The organism is Legionella sp. W05-934-2 (genome assembly GCF_964199965.1).
Taxonomy (GTDB): Bacteria; Pseudomonadota; Gammaproteobacteria; order Legionellales; family Legionellaceae; genus JAFIFT01.
Genome location: NZ_CAXMZT010000005.1, coordinates 129,550 through 151,664 on the forward strand (window position 1 = coordinate 129,550; position 22,115 = coordinate 151,664).

A 22,115-nucleotide genomic window follows, 5' to 3' on the forward strand; every position below is an offset into this window, starting at 1 on the left:
TCTCCAATATTTGGGATGATCCCCAGTTACATTATTTCCATTTACACTGATTAATCGGGATGCCTTCTTAACCAAGCCGCCACGCGAGCCCCCGTCACTGCTCCTGCAGATACTGCCGAGGTGACGAAGCCAATGGTTGTCCCGGCAGGGATTGGAACTGGATTGGCAAGTAATTCTGTATAAACACCGCTAGCTGATGGCGGTGTTATCGCTAGAGGAGCTGTAAATGTGTATAAATTCGAGGCATCATTCATATTGCGAACGAACATAGTCACAGTAGTGGCAGCGGTTACAGACCGCGCTTGGAAACTAATGGCAAATAATTCCCAATCTTCAGCCACCGGAATCCCGATCGCGCCAGTATCGCCATCACCAAATGCCCATTGATTCCCACCGCCTGTCGTTATATTTGCAGTATTTTCTGCAAATATTACTATTTTTTCATATACCCGGGTATTAATTTCATTATCAGTATAGTTGTTTGCCTGATTAATTGCGCTTGCAGATGTATTATTCGCGATCGTTTGAGTGCAGGATACACCGCACGGATTATCTGCTGCATGGCCATGGGATATCAAAATAAAGCTGAATAATAAACCTTTGAAAAGGATATGTCCTGATGATTTATGATTGAGAGTTGGTTTACGGTCTATCATTTCAAACCCTTTGAAATTGTCCCAATAAATTTTACTCCCTTAATAGCATTTTTTGTTACGAATGTCATCACAATAACCATAGTACAACAGAATATTTTCTAAATTATATGCAAGACATACCCTGCTTGCCTCAAATAATCGTTAAATAAGGTTAGATTTGGCGATGCGCTTATAAATATTCGTCACAAAGCTCAATGGGTTTTTGCTCGTCGATGACCGCAAACAGATCGAGAATTTGATGACAAAACACCAGTAATTGCTGTTCGTTTTCCCAAAGATCATAATTCATGCCTTTGCGAAATGCTTTTTGTTGCTGCAAGGCTCTGATTAAATCTTCTTCTTGGCGAGAAAGTTCAAGAAACAAGTTTGCGTGTAATAAATCAAGCAAATTTTTACTGGGTAATAATTTCCCGGTGTCATGAATAATATACGCTTTTAAACTGAGTTCTATGGCGGTATATAGCAAGCTAATGACAGGGAGCAATGTATTGGTTGAAGATAGCTTTTGCTGAACATCACTTTGCAACAAATAATTGGCATACTGGGCATGGTCGCTGGCTATACGAAATAATTCCTGGGGGGACAACGGCATACGCATTCGATTTGACATGGCTCCCTCCTACGATTAAAGGGTTAACGCCTTTTTGAATTATTAGGAGTATATCAACAGCTTCGGTAAGAAATATGACATACTCTTAATATAATTGTTGATGAGTTTGACTTAAAAAGCAAGTGTTGTAATAGGGAAAGCTTGACGATACAGTAAGGTTAATCTTTCAGATAGGTAATGACCAGATGATGAGTTATATCCTTGAATTACGCCATCGGTTAATGCGCGTATTTGTTATTTTTGCTGTTTCGTTAATAGCGAGCTTTTATTTTTCGGAACCGTTATTTCATTATTTAATTTACCCTTTGCAACACCAATTGCCGCCGGGTCATACCCTGATTGCCATCCAACTGACTAGCGCTGTCTTTACCCCATTGTCGATTGCTTTTCATATGGCTTGCCTTTTAACAATGCCCTATTTGCTGTGGCAGCTATGGCAATTTATTCATCCTGCTTTATACGGGCATGAAAAATCATGGTTAAGAATGCCATTGTTTGCCTCCTTGGGCTTACTCTTTCTAGGAATGGCTTTTGCTTATTGGGTGATCTTGCCGTTTATGTTCCAATTTTTTATCAGTTATTTACCACCGCAAGTTCAAATGATGCCCGATATGGCCTACAGCATTGATTTTATCACGCGCATGCTGCTCTTATTTGGCATTTGCTTTCAAGTGCCGTTGGTGTGCTTTTTGTTGGTAAGCACCCATATCATGGCTTACCAATCATTAAAACGTTCACGTCCTTATGTTATCGTGGGTGCGTTTATTGTCGGCATGTTGTTAACCCCACCCGATGTGGTTTCCCAAATATTGCTGGCAGTTCCTTTATGGATGTTGTTTGAATTGGGTATGATGGCCTGTGCTTGGCATCAACGATCATCAATCAAACAGGCATTGCCTAATCAAAGTAAGTCCTCATCGACTTAAAGCGAATGTTGCTTGCTACTTGTCGGTGATGAAGGCAACGGATCCTCACTGCCAAAAAATAGGATTGGCGAATATTTGCTAGCAGATGAAACGCTTATGGGGCTGCTTTTTTCGTTAGCAGGCACATAATCTTCAATCATATGCGCATGAAGCTTAGCCCCCTTATTGGAATCATTCTTAAGTTTTGGCCAAGTGGCAATCGGTGAATCAATGATTGCTTTTGGGGCGCTGCTTAGGAATTGATTAAAGGGTGCCGGTATATCGTTAAAGGGCGTTGATTGCACAACGGCCTTGATAGGCGCATCCGAAGGGTTTGGGTGATTACTATCTGGGTGTATATAAGGAGAATTTCCGACCCACCATTGATGCCACAATCGTAAAATCCAGGCACGCAGACCTTTAAAAAGACCAGTCATCTCTTGGATAGTGTTTTCCAGTGCTGCGTGTTGATAGGCCAACTCAAATTTGCTTTGAATGTCAGGCGCATCTTTAAGAAAGGGACCGGCTTGTTTGAGTAATTGACTGAGTTGTGAATAGGATTTTGTTTGGCTGGCAAGCGTTTTCAGGGTTGTCTCGGCATCATGATTTGCCATTGTTGCGATTAATTGACCGTCTGCATGATGAATCTGTTTTAGCAATGCTTCGAATAATACCTTTTGACTGGCAGGATTGCTTGATTGTGCTAACAAAATAGAGCTTGCTAGTTGATTGAGATCAATAAGTTGTGGGTTAAATCGTTTATCTTGTGCAAGCGCCATTGCCACTTGGACTATATTGGGATGCTTCATCACCAGGTCCGGCATTTTCTCAGAACCTTGCTCACATAGCCATGAGATGAATGGATGATTGGCGTCCTTAATCAGGTAAGCCCGCTCACAAATGGCAAAATATAACTGGGGATCGTTTTTAGGTAAACGCCTCATTAGTGCCTCATCTGGGGCGGATGGGGCCAGTGCGTCAATCAAATTTAACCAAGCAGCGGTTCGATGATTTCCTAATAATTTGTCGATGCTTGATAAGGTGATCTCTGGATAAAATTGATACCACTGGCGTAAGCGATGGTTTGCGTTCGCTCGATTCATTTGTAACATCAGTAATCGATGGATTAACACGGCGTGATCGGGTTTTGTTTTGGTTGTTAAACGCTGAAAGGTTTCATCGGATAGTTTCCCAAATTGGTGCGCTTCCATTATTAAAGCAAGCGCCCCGACCTCTGAAACTTGTTGCCATTCGTTATCAGTTAATTCATTGGCTGAAATAGCCTGGCAAAAGGCAGAGAGGACATGGGTGTCTGTTTGTTTTACCAAGGCATCTCTTATCGAAATACCTTCTAAAAGACTAAAGTCTTTTAAGGTTAAGCAATATAATGAAAGGCACCGAGTCAGTTGGGGGTTTTTGCTATTTTCTATCCCTTCTAAACACGCATGCAACGGCCATTGATGCTTGATCCAAGATTGAAAGAGCGTCGGCTTGTTAAAAGGACTCAGATTTGTTTTTAGATTGTCAATGAAAGCACTCATAAATGGTGTGTAGGGGATGTTGGCATGTTGTAATAGCACGTTGACAACGTGCGTTGGCGTATGTGCTATCAACAGGCCTAATTTGATGCGATCCTTTTGGTATTGCGTATAGAGTCTGACCCAAATTTCTGTCATATCATCGTCGGTTTCAGCAAGGAATTGACACAGTTGCGGCAATGTATCTGTGGTGTTGTGTTGTAAAACAGCGTGCTCAATTTGCTGGAACATTCTTTGTTGGGTGGTTTCACTCGTTTGAATGAGGATTTCCCATTCCTTCCCCCACCAACCCATTTGGCAATCGCTTGCAATATGACTCGGCAGTAAAAGTCCATTGAGTTGAGTGAGGTTTAAGCCAGCATTCTTGGATTTTGCCAGAAACTGAAAAAGGTCACTTAACAAGCGACAATGATTTTGCAGTGCGAAATTAGCCCATCGTGTCAGTTGCTCTGGGCTTGCATGGTATAATTTAGCCATGATATTGGATATCGACGTCTCAGATTGGCAAGCCTTCCATTGAGGCATCGCTTGCCGAAGATGTCGTAAGTCCATTTTCGTTTGCCGATATAAATCAAATAGTTGCGTTAAACTGAGTTGTTGGAAAAAGTGGTTCACTTTTTCACTATCGTTTAAAGAAGGCAATACAAATTGGTAGAACCAAGGAATAAAATCCGGTTCTTTGCTGAGTAGATTGAGTTGTTCAGCGATTTGATTATGCCAATCAGTTTGCCATTGTTTCTCTAACAAAAACGTATATGGGATTTCATCGATATCCAATTTAAATCCCGTTTCATCCACTTCGCCTTCAAATTGGATATTGCCGCTGGATTGAACCTTAAAGGGTGGCAAGTGGTGAAATAATGACAGTGTTTTTGGGGGGAGAATGACCGCTTCTTGTTTGCATTGAGTGTCAATGTCTGTCAATACCTTTTCCATTTGAGTCACGTGAAGAGGCAACTTTGAGGCCAATGGCTTTAAGTAGTCTCTCACCAAGACGCTTAATTGCGTTTGGCTCTTAATAAATAAATTACTAAGTTCACTATAACTTGGCTCTTCGGTTTGTATGAGCGGGTGAATAATTTGTTTAAACAGTTCTGTTTCTGCAATGATTTTTTTAATCGCTAAATTGGATTGGTTTTGATAGGTGTTAATGATTGGGAAAACTAATTGGGTTAGCCAGTCTAATTGATAGGCCCATCGGCTGTTTAAGAAATTAATTTTCGGGGGGGTCGTATGGGATGTACCTGAAAACAGAGTATGCACCCTGTCAGCATATTGCTGCCATTTCCAAACGGCTTGATGGGCTGCCCATGCATCAGAAGGATTCAATTGATTAATTAATGAAATATTCGGGACATAATGAAATTGTGCCTGACAAAAACTGTCTTTTACAATTTGATAGAGCAAGCTATTTGCCTGAATTTTAATAGGAGGGGTCGGGTTAATTAGCCATTTTTGAATTAAATGATACCAATTAGGATCGCTGTATACCTTATCTTTTAACGCTTTTAAGTCAGTATCATTTAGCAACAGGAGTAAGCAAGTGAGATCCGGTTGTAATTGGCTTATAAATTCATCCAATTGATGACAGGATAGGTGGTAATTAAGTAAGTCCGTCATTAAACGACGCTTGTTGTCTGGGGGCGCCTTGCTTTGTAAAAGTCTTGCAAGGTGCGCTCGGTCTTGAATGATATGGAATACTTGTTCCTTTTGCGCATGATTTAGCTTTCCTAAGCCCTCCTGGTAGGGCTTATGAATTAATAAGTCGACATAAGCCTTTGGATCAGGGGCTTTTTGAATTTGGGTATAGAGAAAACTGCTGTCGACATACTGACTAAGGTAGCAGCTTAATGAAAAGTTTTGAATGACCCATTCTGGGTTCCCTAACTGTGCATTAACAAAATCAAATTGTTCAGTCTTTGGTAGTAGCTCAAATAGAAAATGTCGATTATCGGGTTGTTTTAACGATAAAGGCCAATTTGCCAAGGTGAGGCGCAATTGATGCAAAAAAACAGGATCCTGTTTGATAGCGTTATCAAATTGAATGGTTGGATACCGCATTGCCAGGTTAACAACGACAAAAGCGCTATTTTGTTGTTGCATTAACGCGGCGGCAATTTTCGTGAACGACTCACTCGTGGTGATATCTTGAGACAGTTTGCCATATTTAATTAACTCAGGTAACGTTGTTGCCAGCGTTTGTTCGAGTTCTTTCCACAGATGGGGCTTAATGCCTTCAGGTTGTGAAATGGCCTGCTCGCATGCGGTCAGCCAATTGTTAAGAAGATCATTCAAGTCGGATTTATTTTCACCATAACCCAGGATTAATTTGTTAAGTTGAATGAGGCATTCTACGGACTGTGGCGTATGAGCCGCTAAGGTCACGGTGGTATTTAACACCTCTCCCAGAAGTTTTTCATTTTGCCAAGCCCACCAATTCCTGCTGGTAGTCGCTTTCATGTCATTAGTCTGTAATGCCTGAAGTAACATAATGGCACTGATTTTTTTGACTTTGGGTTGTTGCCAAAATTGGTCAAGCACGGGATAGGGTAAAATTCTGAATAATGTGAATAAATATTTGTCATCCAATGATTCGACAACAGCTGCTATATTTTTATGCCAATAATTGGTGGGTAAGCGAGCAGATACTTGACCCGATTCAACTTGTTTTGCCACAACGGCGGCAGAAAAATACTGTTGATAGATGCGACTCTGAGTATCCACATTAGAAAAGGCCTCCTTTAATTTTTTGGCACTTTTTAGTCCTAAGCGACTGGTCAAACTACCAATGAGATTGTAGCTTTTTGGCGAATCTAACTCATATATTGATAGAATAATTTGGCTTAAACGCTTCCAGTCTGAGCACCCTTGCATAAGCCATTGATCCAATAAATCTCCACCCTGTTTATTAAAATCCAAGGTGTCGATAAGATGTTGTAAATGAAGATTCTTTCCCGAATACCAAGAAGTTAGGTATGGTAAATAGGGTTTTTCACCGACAATGAGTTTGAGCGAATCCAGTTCAACCAACAATTGAAAAGCCAGAAAGGCATCGTTTGAGGATTTAGGCCAAACGACTTTGGCATGGCTGATAAACTGTTGAGATAACAATTGAATCGCTTTATTTAAGGTTTGTTTGCTTTCAAGGGTCAGGCACCCGAGCAGGTTCAATTTTTCTATCAGTAATACTAAGCAATCTTCGCTTAGCATTTTTTGGTCATTCAACTCAGAAATAATGGATTCGATCCACAGGGTTCCTTGGGAAGGTAATCTCGGGTCTAATAATTTTAGAATCAGTTCTGTTAATGCCTCTTTGGAAGGTATTTTTTGTATCACTGCTTTGGCATAACAGGTTCTGATTAGGGTGTTGGATTGTTTCCTGTCAGCAATGTAGAGAAACTGAAAGAGTTTATCGTTTAACTGCTCCTGGCTAAGTTGTAAAAAAAAAGCTTGCCATAGCGTATCTGTGTCGCGCGTGTGCTGATTAAGAAATTGAATGCTGCTTTTTTGGGAAGGGTCACGTTTCGCCAGGAGATGAAAAAAATCAGCAGGTTTTAGGTGAATTGACAGACGTTCTAACCAACCATACCAATTTTCCAACCCAAGCGATTTTTGACAAAAATCGCTATACGATATCAGGGAATGTTCCTTGCTCGGATCATTTTTCAACGATGCTAACAACCCTTTTTCGACTTTTTCCACAAATTGTGGATGTTGCCAATCGAACCACTCAGGATGATCGATTACTTTAGCTAAATGGACTGGGTTAGCTAGAAATGCTTGAATGACTGGGTTAGCAAGGTCGGGATGGCTTGAACATATTTCATCAAAATTCGATTCTTGTTGTTTAACTTGCTCTATCAATACGTCAATAAGCTGGTGGCATCGTTTTTCATAAATCGCTTTGCGGGCTTCGTCATGAATCAGCCTGTGGTGCTGTCGGCAATCAAGGTAGACTTGTATGATTTGGGAAAGGGATAAATGATGACATAATGTATGCACATCCTCATTGGAAAGCGGCTCAACATGGGTAATGCGAGCTAGGATGTGGTGACTATCCATTGAATCCTGCGATGCTGTCTCTAAGCCTGACATCTGAAACTCCTTGACCGAACCATCTTGGACGTTTTTGAGTGGGCCTGATTTGCCCTACCAAAGTATCCTTATAACAAAAAATAGTCACATTGGTAAAGACCTTCGTGCTTCTTTGATCGGTAAAGTTATGATACCATACAAAAATTAATCAAATTGTATGACTAAATAGGACTTATGTTAGCAGTCTTGCATATCATTATTATTGCTATCACCAATGTGACGGTTCAATTTCCCATCACCATAATGGGATTTCACAGCACCTATGGCGTATTTACTTACCCGTTGATTTTTATCATTACTGATTTAACAGTGCGTCTTCAAGGTGCCGAAAAAGCCAGGCAAACGGTTTTAGCAGCCATGTTTCCGGGACTTATAATATCCTATGGCTTAGCGAATTGGTGTAGTGATTTGCATGCCGTTATTGCCTGGAATCCGCTTGCTTTTCGGGTTGCCTTTGCCAGTTTTAGTGCCTATGTTTTTGGCCAATTGATGGATATTTTTGTCTTTCAGCGATTCAGGCAATACCGACAGTGGTGGGTTGCTCCCTCTGCTTCTAGTCTGGTTGGCAATGTTATCGATACCTTTTGGTTTTTCTTCATCGCCTTCTACCATTCGACCAATCCCTTTTTCGCGGCACACTGGGTGGAAATTGCGTGGGTGGATCTTGGATTTAAGTTATTTATTTCTTTTATGTCTTTTATACCCATTTATGGTCTTTTTTTGAGATGGTATCCGGGGTTACGCCTGCAGTATTGATAGGCCTAATGATGACGAGAATAGAAGCGCTGGAAGAAATTGCCATGCGATAAGGGGTTATTATTTAGGGGGGGTAATCGATAACTGCTCGGCAGGTGTGAGCGATTTTCCCTCCGTTAATTGGCAATGATTAATGGTGATGATATCAGTGGCTTCCCCTTCACAATGAAGTTTTTGCCCAAATTTATTGTAAATAATAAAGGTTAATTTATTGGGATGCTCTTTGCTATCTGAATCTTCAATCACTTGGACGTGGTAACCATCGGGATTAGGGAGGCTCTTGAGTCGAGACACCATGCATTTTATCAACTCAGTTTGGCGCTTTTTTTCTGTCTCATAACAATATTTCAGCGTTTCAAATGCTAAGTCTGGCACGGGAGCGGCTGTTTGTGTGGCCATTAATGGCAATGAGACCAACATAAACAGAATCGAAAGCAATTGCTTCATAGCCTATTCCCTCGTTATGGTATACACCAATTAACAAGCTCAATTTTGCACGCTCGTAGACACTCATCAAACTTCGCCTTGTTTTCAAGTGTTTTAAACGTATTCGTATTGTCAGTATTCGCTGTCCCGGTAATGATTAACTCAAAGCAATAAGGAAGCTTCATTTTATCTTCATCGCTAAGCTCAAAATTGACATAGCCACCATTATCTTGAGAAGGATTGGGTTGGCAGGTATAAACCTTCGTATCGGCAGCCATTCCGCAATATTTTATTGCGCATCGATTGGCGCATTGCTCAATGCTAGCCGTCGTAGAATAGACATCACTGATCAGGGAGAAAGTAAGACATATACTAAAAAACGCTTTAACAGCCACCGGATTGGACTTGCCAAACATAAACCACTCCTTATCCACATCAAACGCCTCAAGGCATGAGTACCGCTATTTAGTCAATCTAGGCGAGATAGGGACTTACCTCCTAAATTATAGATTAATTATAATCAAAATGCATAATTAATAATCAATATAGCAGTGGCTTTCCGTTTTGCAACGCCTTTTTAAGAGGGGCGCTAAACGAGAGAGAAGTTGCTGGTTTTATCTTGGGATCTTGCTACATAGATTTTCTGCTGATATTTATCATCTTTTATGAGTGTTACGGCTTTAAATGCATCAAGGTAGTGTGCCAGCATTTTAATATGCTTAATTGAAGATGGGTCGAATTGAGAAATGTCTTTCTTATCTTTGATGATGTCCACCCAGTCACGTACCGTTTGTAGAGAAAAATCGCTTGGTAATAGCAGAATATCACTTTCTGAGCGCTCCTCATAATATTCAAAAGCCATTTGAGAATGACACTGCAATAAAGAAAGCTCAATTTCAACGCTTTCGTCAGGATGGCCATCGATTTGGATTTTTACTTTTGTTTTGAGATCATTTGGTTTAATGCGATTTAACTGCTCGGCTGTTAGAGGAATTGTGGCTTGGAATTGTCGTAAAATAGTTTTTAGGTTGGTTAGAAAATTGGGTGTTTGTTTGATTGGAATATATTGAATGCCGTTTTGACTATGAAGAACCAATTGAATCTTTTTATTTAGGTTAAAGGACATCTCTTGAGTTGGCTGGATGATAAATGATCCCATAGGGAATTCTAACATCCTTTTTTCCAATTGTTTAACCTCAGTCACAGACATCATGTTTGAATGAAAGTAAGTGCTAAAATTGCTGAGATCGTCTCGAATTTCATCAACAAGGTCGTTATAGTGCTTAATCGGATTAGTCAATTTTGGGTTATTCATCAAAATAGCTGGCACACCCTGGTTCCCAAGCAATTGATGATGAACCTTGTTTTCTTTGACAAAAGACACATAGATAGTTGGCAGCGGATCAATGCGGCTATCAGTCCAGACGACATAGTTGTCTGTATTTACCAACAAGGTTTCAGCGTCTTGAGAACTTCGCACATGCCGGCTCAAATCAGACATATGATTTTTTAGTTTTTCTTTAAAATGACATTGGCGTGATCGGCTAATGGCTTCTTTGACGATATTTTCAAAATAGGCATATTGCTTGCCCAAGTATTCATACCCCTCATTGGTGACTTTGAAATCTGCGATGATGAATTTTTCATTGCTACCAAGGATATATAAGCTAAAATCATCGTTATCGACATTGGGAGGGATAATAATATAATCGCCAGGAATATTTTTTGCATTCAATATACTGATCTCTGCTATTTCAGGCTTTTCATGCCGGAAGCGAGGGGATTTTTTTATCGCTTGGATATTTTCATGCAAATTATTCAACTTCTTTTTTATGATGGAAACAATATCACTCAAGTTTTTATATACTTTTTTATTAAAAGTAAAGCCATGATTACCCTGAGTAAACCGTTGCTTACTTCGATAAATTGTGCCACCAACGTTCATATCAATGGTGTATAACGGCTGACCCTTAGATAACGTTGTTGTGCTAGGGCGTATTAAATACTGACCATCTTCTTTAAGCATTTTCCGCTTTTGCTGGACTTCTTCACTCTGCGTGCTATTTATAAAATTGGGGGAGTTAATTAACATGAGGTAGAATGCATTTTCCTTTGCATATTGTACCTTTCTTGGCTGGTTTGTTGGTTTTCTTTTCGGTTTGGTTGCTAATTGCTTAAGATACGTGAGGGATTCGTCTAATGTTTGGCATATTTTTCCTTCAGCGGAATACCCACTGATTGTCACACTGATGGATAACTTCTCAATGACGTTGGGGGCCTTTTTGATAAACACAAAACAATGTTCATTTGGCGTACAAGGCACTATCCTGAAAGCACCAATTTCGGCCAAGCCTAATTCCTCTAATGCTCCCATTTCATTAGCGGGTCCTTTAAGCGTATAAGTCGCTATTTCTTTCGCATAGATTTGTTGCATGAGTCGGTAAAGTTGGTTATTTATTTCAAGAATTTTTATTGTAAATGCTGTCGAATCCAGGTTTTTGTTTTCGATTACCTGCTTGTGTTCAAGCTTTTTAGACTCAAATTCTTTAAATAATTCAACAAGTTCAGACATGCGCGCTCAAAGTGATAAAAAAGGGCTATAGTATAATAGAAAAGGATTAAGGTTTTATTATCAGGGTAACGGTAAATGAAAGTATCCTTTGTACCGGACAAAAAACAAAGAACTAATACGAGCCCGTGAGCGTGCCCGTGCCCGTGCCCGATTTTGAAAAATTAAAAGATAAACTTTGATCTTGAAGCAGAGCACCGAAAAAAGTGATTTCTGACATTAAAAAACCGGGCACGGGCACGTCTTAGATATGAGTTTTTGTCCAGTACAAAGGAAAGTATCTTTGCCGTTGTTTCCCGTATTCCGGCCTAAAGCCTGCATATGGGATAATTTTTGTCGTAGCCCGCATAGAGCGTAGCGGAATGCGGGTATAACACTAGCCAGGAGGCTAAGTATGAAAAAATTGCTCAGTTATTTATTAGCCTTAATTATCGGCGTGGTGATCGGAGTTGTTGGTACTGTATTTTTCTATCCGTTTATATTTCCTCCGCCACAGGTGAATGAACAGGTTCAAAATATCCAAGGCAAGCATGTCTTTGCTGAGGGTAAATTTATCCACCTTAAGCCTTGGGATCCCATTCACTATGGCAAAGGCGGCGTTGAAATCTATCAAGGCAAAAAGCAAGCGGAAGTGTTTTTACAAAAAGATTTTGAAGTAGGCCCCGGCCCAGCGTATGTTATTTATTTATCGGATAAAGCCGATATCAGGACGGCCGCAGATTTTAAATCGGCAAAAAACACCAAGCTTGGCATGTTGAAGAGTTTTAAAGGAAGCCAAGTGTATCTTGTGCCTAATAATGTGGATATCACCAAGATGAAGTCGGTTGTCGTTTGGTGCGAAGCATTCGGGGTATTGATCACTGTTGCTGATCTAAAGCTTAAAAATTGATATATAAAGTACGTGAACGTTTGCGTTACCGAAAAATTTCAATCGGTAACGCAAACGTTCACGAAAAAAAATGTTAATTATTAAGGTATTATTGTAATTTTTGAGCCACAATCGTCGGGAATATACATTGCTCATCATAAATCACTTTTTTAACCGAAAAGCCCGCTTCTTCTAATTGTTGGTGTGTTTCGGATTCACTGCGAAAGCATTGCCAACCGGCTTGAATAATGTCGGTAAAGATGGCCGCTTGTTTCATGAAATTATCGAGGTTATCGATTTTCCAAGATGATTTGCTGGATAAGGTAGGTGGCGGGGTGATAAAACTAGTGACCAAATGCCCTTTTGGCTTGAGTGCTTTATAAAACTGGCGATATAAGTCGATGACGCGGTTGGATTTGGGTTCATAAATATTGAGTCCATTACTAGTGATAGCATCAAATTGATTGTCGATAGCTAATTGCCAGGCGTCTTTTTTTAGAAACGAGACGTGCTTTATGCCTAAATTTTTAGCATTTTTTTCAGCCAGGGATAAGGATTCTTCATCAAGATCGATGCCGGTTAACTGACAATTTTTAACAGAGGAAAAATCCAACCTTAGCAGATCATCCATTAATCCACAGGGAACTGATGCCAAGTGACAATTATCCGACAACAATCCTTGCAGTGTGCGTTGAAAAATAGCAAATCGTTGTTGAGTGGCTTTAAAGCCAGGCGATTGATGCACTATCCACGACTCAAGCGGGGATAGGTTTTTTTCTTTAGGACCATGCAGGATCATATAGGCAGTCCAAAATCCATTGAGGCCTTTGTTTTTCAGAAGAAATTGCCCTAAAGGAAATGTCACTAATTCTTCTGCTAATTGAAGCTCAACGTCAATCGGTAAAATGGGCGTTGGGTTTTTGGATATTCTTTCTTTGATGCTGTCAAGGTCAATCGATTCATCTAGCCCGTGAGATATAATCATTGTCAAAATCCTGTTATGATTGCTTTGTATGGGATAATTTCTTACTAACCCTGTCGTTGCGAGCTTTGCGAAGCAATCCAGAGCAGATTTCAGTTCAGAGATCGAACCGGATTGCTTCGCAAAGCTCGCAACGACGGCTTAATTAAAAAATTGTCCGGTACAAAGTTATGATTGCAAAGGCGCACTATACCAAGGTTTCTCATTAATTGGTATGGTATCCATTTTACAACATTGATTGACCATGTCCCGAACTGACCGATTATTTCAACTGCTACAAATTCTCAGACGCCACCGCCATCCAGTCAGTGGGCAACGGCTTGCGTCTGAATTAAATATCAGCTTACGAACCTTATACCGAGACATTGCCAGCCTCCAAGCCCAAGGCGCAGAGATTAGTGGCGAAGCGGGCGTTGGCTATGTGTTAAAGCCCAGTTTCATGTTGCCGCCGTTGATGTTTAGCGAAGAAGAAATTGAAAGCTTGGTGTTAGGCATTCGCTGGGTGAGTAAAAAAACGGATGATACCCTTGGGGCTGCCGCGACCAATGCCTTGGCTAAAATTGCAGCGGTTCTCCCTCCTAAGCTACGAGGGCAATTAGACCTCTCCAGTTTACTGGTGGGGCCTAGCCAAACCATATCCGCAGAAGAAGAGCCATTAACGCTAATAAGACAAGCAATACGTTTTGAGCGAGAAATTTGCATGCTCTATGAAGATGGCCAAGGTCAGCAAACGAAGCGGACAGTATGGCCGATTGGACTTGCCTATTTTGATCAAGTCCGAGTCATGATTGCTTGGTGTCAGTTGCGGCAAGATTTTCGTCATTTTCGAGCCGACCGAATATGCCAAATTGAAGTGAATGAAACCCGTTACCCCAAAAGCAAGGCGTTATTATTAAAACAATGGCGAGCCATTCATAATATTCCATCGTCCTAATCACTACTGACAGAAACTGTCATGCCCTTCTTGTATTCTCATCAAATGACATCAAGGTTGATAGCTAGCCTGTCAAGTTATCCCAATTATTTGTTATAGGAGTGTATTATGAGTTTACCCAATTATATTGTTTATTATGTTGAAAAGCCATCGAAAAGTGGGGCGTTTTATGCCGCCTTATTTGATGGTGAGCATATCCCTTCTTCCGAGAATTACTCCATTGTTCTACTTAAAAACGGTATCAAGCTTGGTTTTTGGTCAAAACAAGCGGTGTCTCCGAAGACCGATGGCGTCCCTGGCTCTAGTGAATTGTGTGTGATGGTTGATAATCAAGAAGCAGTCGATAGCTATTATCAGCATTGGCAACAACGGCATGTCGACGTTATCCAAAAGCCTATGAATATGGGGTATGGATATACTTTCTTAGGGCAATGCCCCGATGGGCATCGATTACGGGTGGCGTATATTTTTGATTGAAAGATCGCAATTGTTATCACCGAAATCCCGCATCACGGCTTCGCCTAATGCGGGATTAAGCAGGCATCAAGCGAAGCTGTGATTCAGCGGCTTTTCAGGGCATCACTCTAATAGCTATTTACCAATAGCAGGTGCTACATCTTCTGGTGGAACAAACGTTTTTTCACTAAGAGGAGGACGCTTCAATTTTTTATGCCTTTCGCTATCTCCTTTGGAGAAAATAGAGTTATGACTACCAACCCACTCTAACTTCGATGGCTTTTTTTTACTTTCATCCAGGAGGCTATCACATATTTTAGACCATTTAGCATCCTCTTTAGACCCCTCAACGGCAATCTTGCCAGTGTTAATCTGGACAGAACCTGTTGGTAATGAGCCAGTGCTGCTGTTATCTTCCTTAGAGCTAAGGGTTCCTAAGGCTTTTGGGCTACCTTTGGGTGATTCTGAATCGGAGCTTGCAGAACCTGAGTTTGATGATTGTTTGTCAAACGATTTATCAATTTCTTTTAGATGAACATTGATAAAAATACCCAAGTTTTCAACTTTCGATTTCCCTAACGCATCAAGATGATTGTCAGGTAAGAAGAAAAATTGTGGCAAGTGTGCTCGAAACGCATCACTTTTTAAATTCAATCCATGGTTTACCTTGGATAAATATTCTTCCGTCGTTGTGCTCTTAACTTTGAACCAGCCAAAGGTGACATAATGAAGAAATTTCCGATACCAAGGCGCACTATCCCAATCATATTGGGCGTGCTTTGCCATTAAACTATCGATATCGTTAACAAGTTTTGAGCAAAAATCCTTAGAAGCATTATCGTAGCATTTGATGGCTAATTTTTCTGCCAAGCGGATTACCCGATGCTCTTTAGGTTGCATTGTTTTTATTTTATTGAAGAGGGGGTTTGCGCCTTCTAGCAATGCCTGGCCAGTTAAGTCCTGCTTAAGAAGTTCTTGGATCTTATCAATATCCTCTTGAACTCCTAAATCAGAAGAAGGGAGCACCTTCTCGATTTCTTTCATAAACTCATCAACAGGTTTGTTTCGATGGCCTAGCAGTTTTTGAATATTGGTAACTTTCAAGCGTTTATTGGGGTCTTCTCGGGTAAGCTCTTTAATTAATAAGGATAAATTATGGATGACATTGGTGGGCTTTTTAAAATAGGATGCGACGCTTAAGTCGGGATCCCTGAATTCATTGGGAAGCTCTTCCATTTGGGTTAAAATCAAAAACTGTTTTAATGCCATGCCTAATTGGAAAGCCATAAATGCTTCCATGTCCATGTTATTTAATAAGCCATGGAAGTTAAATCCATCCATGCTAGGGTTAAGGCATAGCAAATATTCATTTGGTGCAAACATTGGCGTACTACGTATCATTCCAGCCTTAGGTTGCTTGTCTTTGATAATGGTTTTTCTATCGCTGACGCGGATTAAATTATTATCTACTAAGAAATTGGTTAACTTGATATCGGGATGGTAGTGCCCTGAGTTAATCAACTTCGTACAAAAATCAACTAATTGCTCAAAATAGTAGATCGTTTGAGACCCAATGTCATTGGCTTTTGTAGGACTTTCTCTTAATGTTTTGGCAATGTTTGATAAATCACCTTTTTTAGCAAATTGGCTTAATGCCACTGGCTGAATAGCAATTTCATCTTCTTCTTTCTCCTTAAATGCCATCATGAACATGGCATAATCTTCAATGAAGTACTTTGAGACGGGTAAACTCTCCAAAATTTGGTCGTCTTTTCGGCTTAATCGGTCTTCGGCACGAAATACCATTTTCTTAGGGCTACCGTTCATGGAGAATGTATAATTGTAATTATTGACATGGTTACCTAGCGCTTTTGTTTGATAGCCGGTTCCGGTCGTCATTTCGGTATCAGGATAGACGATATGATGAATTTTTTGTTTTGCGTTTGCGAGAATTAATGTTTGATTGGCTATTTTTCTTTTAGTGTGTTCATCAGCCTGATTGATCGCATTTAATTGACAAGATAGCTTGATATATTTCTCTTTACAGTCATCGTATGGGGTGTTTTTCTCAAATAATGCATCTCTTTCTTGCATCAAATCATAGCGAAGGGATGGATTTTCATGGACATCAATGGGCGTTTTATCGTAATCAACGGTTTCTTTAACCGCTTCTGAAACGGCTTGAGCAAATTGAAATGTTTTTAGAAAAAACGATCCATACACATTAATGCCCATTTGTTTTAAAGCTTTAGGCCAACCTTCCTCTCCTTTTTGGTGTACCCAAAGAAACAGATCCTCGTCATAGGTTAGCGTATTTAATAGATAGTTTATTTGTTGTAGATAAAATAGCTGCTTAACCTTTTCCTCTTCGGGAACCTGATTATAGTGTTCGACGAGTGTATGTAACTCTTTAAAGTTAGCCGGTGGTAGAGATAAACGCATGTTTTGCTCCGTATGAGATTCTGAATTTAAAATGATATAAATGTTAATATGATGAGCATTTATAACATAATGTGATCTTTTAATCAATGAATTTGTTGAAATGTGAACAGATAGGTTGGTGGTAAGGCAGTGAGTTTAGCGTTTTGGAAGAACTATAAAATTCACTACCCAGTTTGCAAGTAATTCGGTATCAATGCTTAAGGATAAGGAGCTGATAAAGTTTTCATAGATTTCAGCTTCAAATAAACCCTTTCGTTTTTCAATTAAATATCGAGCGTAGGTTTGGTTAAATTCAGGATGCCCTTGAAAGGATAAGAATATTTCACCAAGTTCCATCATCGCTATCGGTGAGTGATTCGTTTTAGCTAAACATTGTGCATGAGGCGGCAATTTTAGGACTTGATCTTGATGGCTGACACAAACCTGGAACGCAGGTTGCCAGGGTTTCATCCAAGGTTTTTGCTCTAATATCGTTGCTTTACTGACGCCTAACCCCCAGCCATTGGCTGCGCGATTGACTTGTCCGCCTAAGGCTTGCGCTATGGCTTGATGGCCAAAACAAATGCCGATGGTTTTGATTTGTGACTTCCAAAGCTGTTGTATAAACGTTAACAACATTTGGATCCAGGGATCGGGATCGAGCACGCCATAACGACTGCCGGTAATGACATACGCATCAAAATCATGCACATTTTCCGGCAGTGCTTGGTTCACGGCATCAAAAACTGTCCATGTAATTGGGTAGCGGGTGGATGCAAAAAAGTTGGCGAACATCGTTGGGTAGTCACCATACTGTTCAATAACCTGTGGTGATAGTGGATCACAATTTATGAGTCCTAAGCGTACCATTAGCCAACCTTCCCATCAATGGCAGCAAGCAATATCTGTTCGTAGTCTGCGGCAGTAAACGAAACAGGGTTGCAGGCCGCGGCAGCATCTTCGGTTGCCATGTAGGCAATGCGTTCAACGTGTGCTTCATCGATGCCAATGTCACGTAAGCAAGGTTCAATGGCAAGTGAGCGCCTTAGTTCGATTATCCAATCGACAAACCCATTAAAGCCATTAGCAATCTTTAAAAAAGGCGTTATTGTTTCAATTCGGGATTGAATTGCAGGTCGGTTAGCCATTAACACATATGGCATTAAAATGGCATTTAAGCGGCCATGATGGGCATTATAAACGGCGCCTAACGGATGCGCTAAGGCGTGCATGGCGCCCAGGCCCTTTTGGAATGCAGTTGCCCCCATCGCTGAGGCAACCAAGAGATGGGTCCTAGCCTCTAAATTATGTCCATCCTGATATGCTTTGAGTAAATTATCTTTTACCATAGCCATAGCTTGCATGGCTATGCCATCCGCCATTGGGTGGTATCCTTTGGCACAATAGGCTTCTAAGCTATGAGATAACGCATCCATGCCGGTTGCGGCAGTCAGTGGTGCGGGTAAGCTTGCGCTTAATTCAGGGTCAAGGATTACCTGCTTAGGCAACATGAGTGGGTGAAAAATAATGCGTTTTACTTGGTGTTTGGCATCGGTGATAACGGATGCGCGCCCTACCTCTGAACCCGTGCCCGCGGTTGTTGGGATGGCAATACTCGGTGCAATACCATCAACACGGATTTTACGCCAATTATCGCCAACATCTTCGAATGTCCAAAGAGGGAGTTCTTGGCCACTCATCAAGGCAATTGCCTTACCGGCATCTATTGCGGAACCACCCCCCAGAGCGATAACACCTTGGCAATGATGATGACGATAGACATCAACGCCTGCATTAACATTTTCACCCGTAGGGTTTGATTGGATATTGGAAAAAACAGGAATGGTGAGTCCTGATTGCTGAGCGTTTGCGATCAATTGTTGGCAAAAGGGCAGTTGAACTAAGCCTGGATCAGTTACCAATAAGACGGTAGTCAGGTCTATTTGGTGACATAATTTGCCGAGCTCATTGACTTTTCCGGCTCCAACATGGATGGATGTTGGATAATTCCAAGTGGCTTGTAAAAACTGATTCATAATTATTTACTCAACTGCTTAATGTGAAATGACTTTGGTTGGGTGAAGGTGGCAAAACCCAGTTCGGATAACGAGCAACCACGGCCTGAATCTTTCACCCCCGTCCATGCAAGGGCTGGGTCGAGATAATCGCAGCGGTTGACAAAAAACGTCCCAGTTTGCACTTGCTCGCCAATAGCAACTGCCGCATCAATATCTTCGCTAAAGACAGAAGCGGTTAGCCCATATTGGCTATCATTCATTAAGTAAATTGCTTCTTCATCGCTATCCACGGCCATCACGCAAACGACAGGGCCAAACGTTTCTTCTTGCATGATGCGCATTTGATGGTTGATATTGACTAATATTTGTGGGGCAAGGTAGGCTGTGCCGGGTTTATCATGGTCAAAATGAGTAGGATCAATCAAGGGTGTGGCACCACTTTTAATCGCTTCTTGGATTTGTTTGCGGACAAAGTCTGCGGCTTGGGCACTGACCATGGGGCCCAAGGTAACGGATGGATCGTCTGCAGGCCCCAGTCGATATTGGTTCACCAATAGTTTTGATTGGTGAATAAATTCATCAAAACAAGCGCGATGAACATAGATTCGTTCAATGCCACAACAAGACTGACCTGAGTTAAAGAATGCCCCATCCATCGTTGTTGCAACGGCATAATCTAGCTTAGCATCGGCTCGAACATAGGCAGGGTCTTTGCCGCCCAGCTCTAAGCAAATGGGAATAAACCGACCCAGTGCCGCTTTTTCAACTTGTTTGCCGCCACTAACCGAGCCTGTAAACACAACCTGATTGATTAAATCAGATTGAATGACTTGTTCAGTATGGGTATGGCTTAAGTTCATGAATTGAAATACGCCCTCGGGGAGACCGGCTTCAGTAAACGCTTGAAAAAATCGCTCTGCAACCAGCGGGGTTTGGGCGGAGTGTTTTAGAATAACCGTATTGCCGGCAAGGAGTGCTGGGATGATGCCATTGACTGCTGTCAGGTAAGGATAATTCCAGGGGGCAATGATAAAACAAGTGCCGAGAGGTTCTCGTTTGATAAATCGCTTAAACCCAGTTTTTGGGGGCACTTGAATGTTGGCTAACGCTGTGTCAGCAATATCTATCATATAATGTGCTCTTTCGGCCAGCCCATCGAGTTCGTTGCCGGCATAGGCAATTGGCCTCCCCATTTGCCAACTTAACTCACTGGCAATGGCTTGTCTTTGCGAAAGAAGATTAAAAACTGCTGCCCGGCAGAGCGCCTTACGAACATTAAGCGCAGTCTGTTTCCAGCGATTCTGAACGGCATGACTTAATTCCAAACAGGTTGAAATGTCTTGTTCGCTGGCATAGGGACGTTCCACATAGATGGATTGATCGATGGGACTAATGACTTGTAGCGTAGATTTCATGCATTCCTCTAAATAATTTCAAAATAGCGATCGAGTTCCCAATCTGAGATATGGGCGTTATATTGCCGAGTCTCCCATTCTCGTGTGCTGGCAAAATGATCCACAAACTCATTTCCAAACAGGAGGTGTGCGGCTTCGGAATCCCGAAGATTTTGTGCAGCTTCCATCAATGTCTTTGGCAAGGCTAACTGTGCGGGGTGGTCAACATCATAAGCACTCCCAGTAATCGGTTCTGACGGTTCAAGTTGATGCTCGATACCATAAAGTCCCGACGCAAGAGCTGCCGCTAAAGCCAAATAGGGATTCGCATCGGCAGCAGCAATACGGTATTCAAGGCGTTGACTTTTGTCTTGTCCTGGAATGAGACGCAATGCGGTTGTTCGGTTTTCAATCCCCCAAGTGGAATGGGTTGGCGCCCAAAAGCCGGGAATTAATCGAGTATAACTATTAATTGTCGGTGCAACCATAGCTAAAAAGTGTGGCATTAGTTGCTGTTGTCCGCCAAGGAAATGTTTCTGCACTTGGCTCATGCCATGGGGTGCATCCGCTTGGTAAAACGCGGATTTATCCGTTGCTTTATCGCGAAGGGAGAGATGGATGTGGCCACTTTGACCCGGGTAATCTGACGACCATTTTGCCATAAACGTTGCCATCAGATGATGGCGCTGAGCCAGGACTTTCATAAAGGTTTTAAATAGTTCGGCTTTATCAGCAGATTCTAACGCATGATCGACGACTAAGGCCGCTTCAATGACGCCTGGCCCTGTTTCTGTATGCAGGCCTTCGATTGGAAAACGCATCATTTCTGACATGTTTAAAATATCATGATACAGCTCAGCATAAACAGAATTTCGAATCATCGAATAACCAAAAAAATCCGGTGTGATGGTTTTTAAATTACGAAAGCCTTTCTCGCGAACACTATCCGGTGTTTCATCAAATAAGAAGAACTCATATTCAAAAGCTGCCATAGGCTCAAATCCCATGTCATTGGCTTTTTTGATAACACGCTTTAGTACGGAGCGAGGGCAGATGGCTTTCGCTTCCCCTTGAAACTCTGACAGGAATAACAGCTGATCCTCTTCAAAAGCGATGTTACGGCAGCTATCTGCTATGATTTGAACAGGCGCATCCGGATAACCGGTGTGCCAGCCCGTATACTGGACATTGTCATAGAGTTTATCTTTGCTGTCCCAACCTAATACCACATCACAGAAGGAAAAGCCTTTGTCGATAGCGGAGAAAAATTTATCTTTATGCATGTATTTGCCACGTAGGACACCATCCATGTCGCATATGCCTACTTTGACGTGACTTAACTGACGTTGTTCAACAATGAGTTTAGCGTCTTCGACGGTTTTTACTTGCTCGGGTGATAACATGACATGTCCTTTTCGTAAGTCTAGATGTTATTTGATGTCCATCTTACTGTAAAAAATATACTAAAAACAATGGGTAACAATGGC

General features: G+C 41.4%; 17 protein-coding genes. 5 read left to right on the top strand and 12 right to left on the bottom strand.

What is annotated here, in order from left to right:
• Window positions 1–50: 50 nt before the first annotated feature.
• Together AB3348_RS07425 and AB3348_RS07430 are read right to left on the bottom strand one after the other, a co-directional pair.
• Window positions 51–656: a hypothetical protein gene (locus AB3348_RS07425; RefSeq protein ID WP_367606942.1), complete on the bottom strand. Its 606-nt coding sequence runs from the start codon at window positions 654–656 to the stop codon at window positions 51–53.
• A 169-nt stretch (window positions 657–825) separates the two neighbouring features.
• Window positions 826–1,266: a hypothetical protein gene (locus tag AB3348_RS07430; RefSeq protein ID WP_367606944.1), complete on the bottom strand. Its 441-nt coding sequence runs from the start codon at window positions 1,264–1,266 to the stop codon at window positions 826–828.
• Window positions 1,267–1,451: 185 nt separating this feature from the next.
• Between AB3348_RS07430 and tatC the strand changes: the two genes are divergently transcribed.
• The gene (tatC, locus tag AB3348_RS07435; RefSeq protein WP_367606945.1) at window positions 1,452–2,192 is read left to right on the top strand and encodes a twin-arginine translocase subunit TatC; all 741 of its coding nucleotides are present in this window, start codon (window positions 1,452–1,454) and stop codon (window positions 2,190–2,192) included.
• On the opposite strand, the gene AB3348_RS07440 is transcribed toward tatC, so the two are convergent.
• On the bottom strand, window positions 2,189–7,804 hold the full coding sequence (locus AB3348_RS07440; RefSeq protein ID WP_367606947.1) for a hypothetical protein: 5,616 nt from the start codon (window positions 7,802–7,804) through the stop codon (window positions 2,189–2,191). The genes tatC and AB3348_RS07440 overlap by 4 nt on opposite strands.
• 174 nt (window positions 7,805–7,978) lie before the next feature.
• Here AB3348_RS07440 and AB3348_RS07445 point away from each other — a divergent pair, with 174 nt between their 5' ends.
• Window positions 7,979–8,560, top strand: coding sequence for a queuosine precursor transporter (locus tag AB3348_RS07445; protein ID WP_367606948.1), 582 nt, complete (start codon window positions 7,979–7,981; stop codon window positions 8,558–8,560).
• A 60-nt stretch (window positions 8,561–8,620) separates the two neighbouring features.
• Here the strand turns inward: AB3348_RS07445 and AB3348_RS07450 are convergent, their stop codons facing one another.
• The 3 genes from AB3348_RS07450 to AB3348_RS07460 all read right to left on the bottom strand — a co-directional run bounded on the left by AB3348_RS07450 (window position 8,621) and on the right by AB3348_RS07460 (window position 11,558).
• Window positions 8,621–9,007: a hypothetical protein gene (locus AB3348_RS07450; RefSeq protein ID WP_367606949.1), complete on the bottom strand. Its 387-nt coding sequence runs from the start codon at window positions 9,005–9,007 to the stop codon at window positions 8,621–8,623.
• 14 nt (window positions 9,008–9,021) lie between these two features.
• A complete protein-coding gene (locus AB3348_RS07455; RefSeq protein ID WP_367606950.1) occupies window positions 9,022–9,402 on the bottom strand; it encodes a hypothetical protein in 381 nt (126 codons plus the stop codon).
• A gap of 173 nt (window positions 9,403–9,575) precedes the next feature.
• The gene (locus AB3348_RS07460; protein WP_367606952.1) at window positions 9,576–11,558 is read right to left on the bottom strand and encodes a hypothetical protein; all 1,983 of its coding nucleotides are present in this window, start codon (window positions 11,556–11,558) and stop codon (window positions 9,576–9,578) included.
• Between the two features lie 391 nt (window positions 11,559–11,949).
• Between AB3348_RS07460 and AB3348_RS07465 the strand changes: the two genes are divergently transcribed.
• A complete protein-coding gene (locus AB3348_RS07465) occupies window positions 11,950–12,444 on the top strand; it encodes a DM13 domain-containing protein (protein WP_367606953.1) in 495 nt (164 codons plus the stop codon).
• Between the two features lie 88 nt (window positions 12,445–12,532).
• Here AB3348_RS07465 and AB3348_RS07470 read toward each other — a convergent pair whose 3' ends face one another.
• On the bottom strand, window positions 12,533–13,408 hold the full coding sequence (locus AB3348_RS07470; RefSeq protein ID WP_367606954.1) for a class I SAM-dependent methyltransferase: 876 nt from the start codon (window positions 13,406–13,408) through the stop codon (window positions 12,533–12,535).
• 241 nt (window positions 13,409–13,649) lie between these two features.
• On the opposite strand from AB3348_RS07470, the gene AB3348_RS07475 reads away from it, so the two are divergent.
• The gene (locus tag AB3348_RS07475) at window positions 13,650–14,339 is read left to right on the top strand and encodes a helix-turn-helix transcriptional regulator (RefSeq protein WP_367606955.1); all 690 of its coding nucleotides are present in this window, start codon (window positions 13,650–13,652) and stop codon (window positions 14,337–14,339) included.
• A gap of 108 nt (window positions 14,340–14,447) precedes the next feature.
• Entirely contained in the window at window positions 14,448–14,816 is a 369-nt protein-coding gene (locus AB3348_RS07480; protein WP_367606956.1) for a VOC family protein, read from the top strand.
• Between the two features lie 114 nt (window positions 14,817–14,930).
• On the opposite strand, the gene AB3348_RS07485 is transcribed toward AB3348_RS07480, so the two are convergent.
• From AB3348_RS07485 to AB3348_RS07505, 5 genes are all read right to left on the bottom strand, one after another.
• A complete protein-coding gene (locus tag AB3348_RS07485; protein ID WP_367606957.1) occupies window positions 14,931–17,237 on the bottom strand; it encodes a hypothetical protein in 2,307 nt (768 codons plus the stop codon).
• A 135-nt stretch (window positions 17,238–17,372) separates the two neighbouring features.
• On the bottom strand, window positions 17,373–18,086 hold the full coding sequence (locus tag AB3348_RS07490) for a GMP synthase (RefSeq protein WP_367606958.1): 714 nt from the start codon (window positions 18,084–18,086) through the stop codon (window positions 17,373–17,375).
• Window positions 18,086–19,252 carry an iron-containing alcohol dehydrogenase gene (locus AB3348_RS07495; protein ID WP_367606959.1) on the bottom strand — a complete coding sequence of 389 codons (1,167 nt, stop codon included), beginning with the start codon at window positions 19,250–19,252 and terminating at the stop codon, window positions 18,086–18,088. The genes AB3348_RS07490 and AB3348_RS07495 overlap by 1 nt, the downstream gene beginning before the upstream one ends.
• A gap of 2 nt (window positions 19,253–19,254) precedes the next feature.
• Entirely contained in the window at window positions 19,255–20,649 is a 1,395-nt protein-coding gene (locus AB3348_RS07500) for an aldehyde dehydrogenase family protein (RefSeq protein WP_367606960.1), read from the bottom strand.
• 8 nt (window positions 20,650–20,657) lie between these two features.
• Window positions 20,658–22,031 (bottom strand): glutamine synthetase family protein, encoded by a 1,374-nt coding sequence (locus tag AB3348_RS07505; protein WP_367606961.1) that lies wholly within the window; start codon window positions 22,029–22,031, stop codon window positions 20,658–20,660.
• Window positions 22,032–22,115 lie beyond the last annotated feature (84 nt).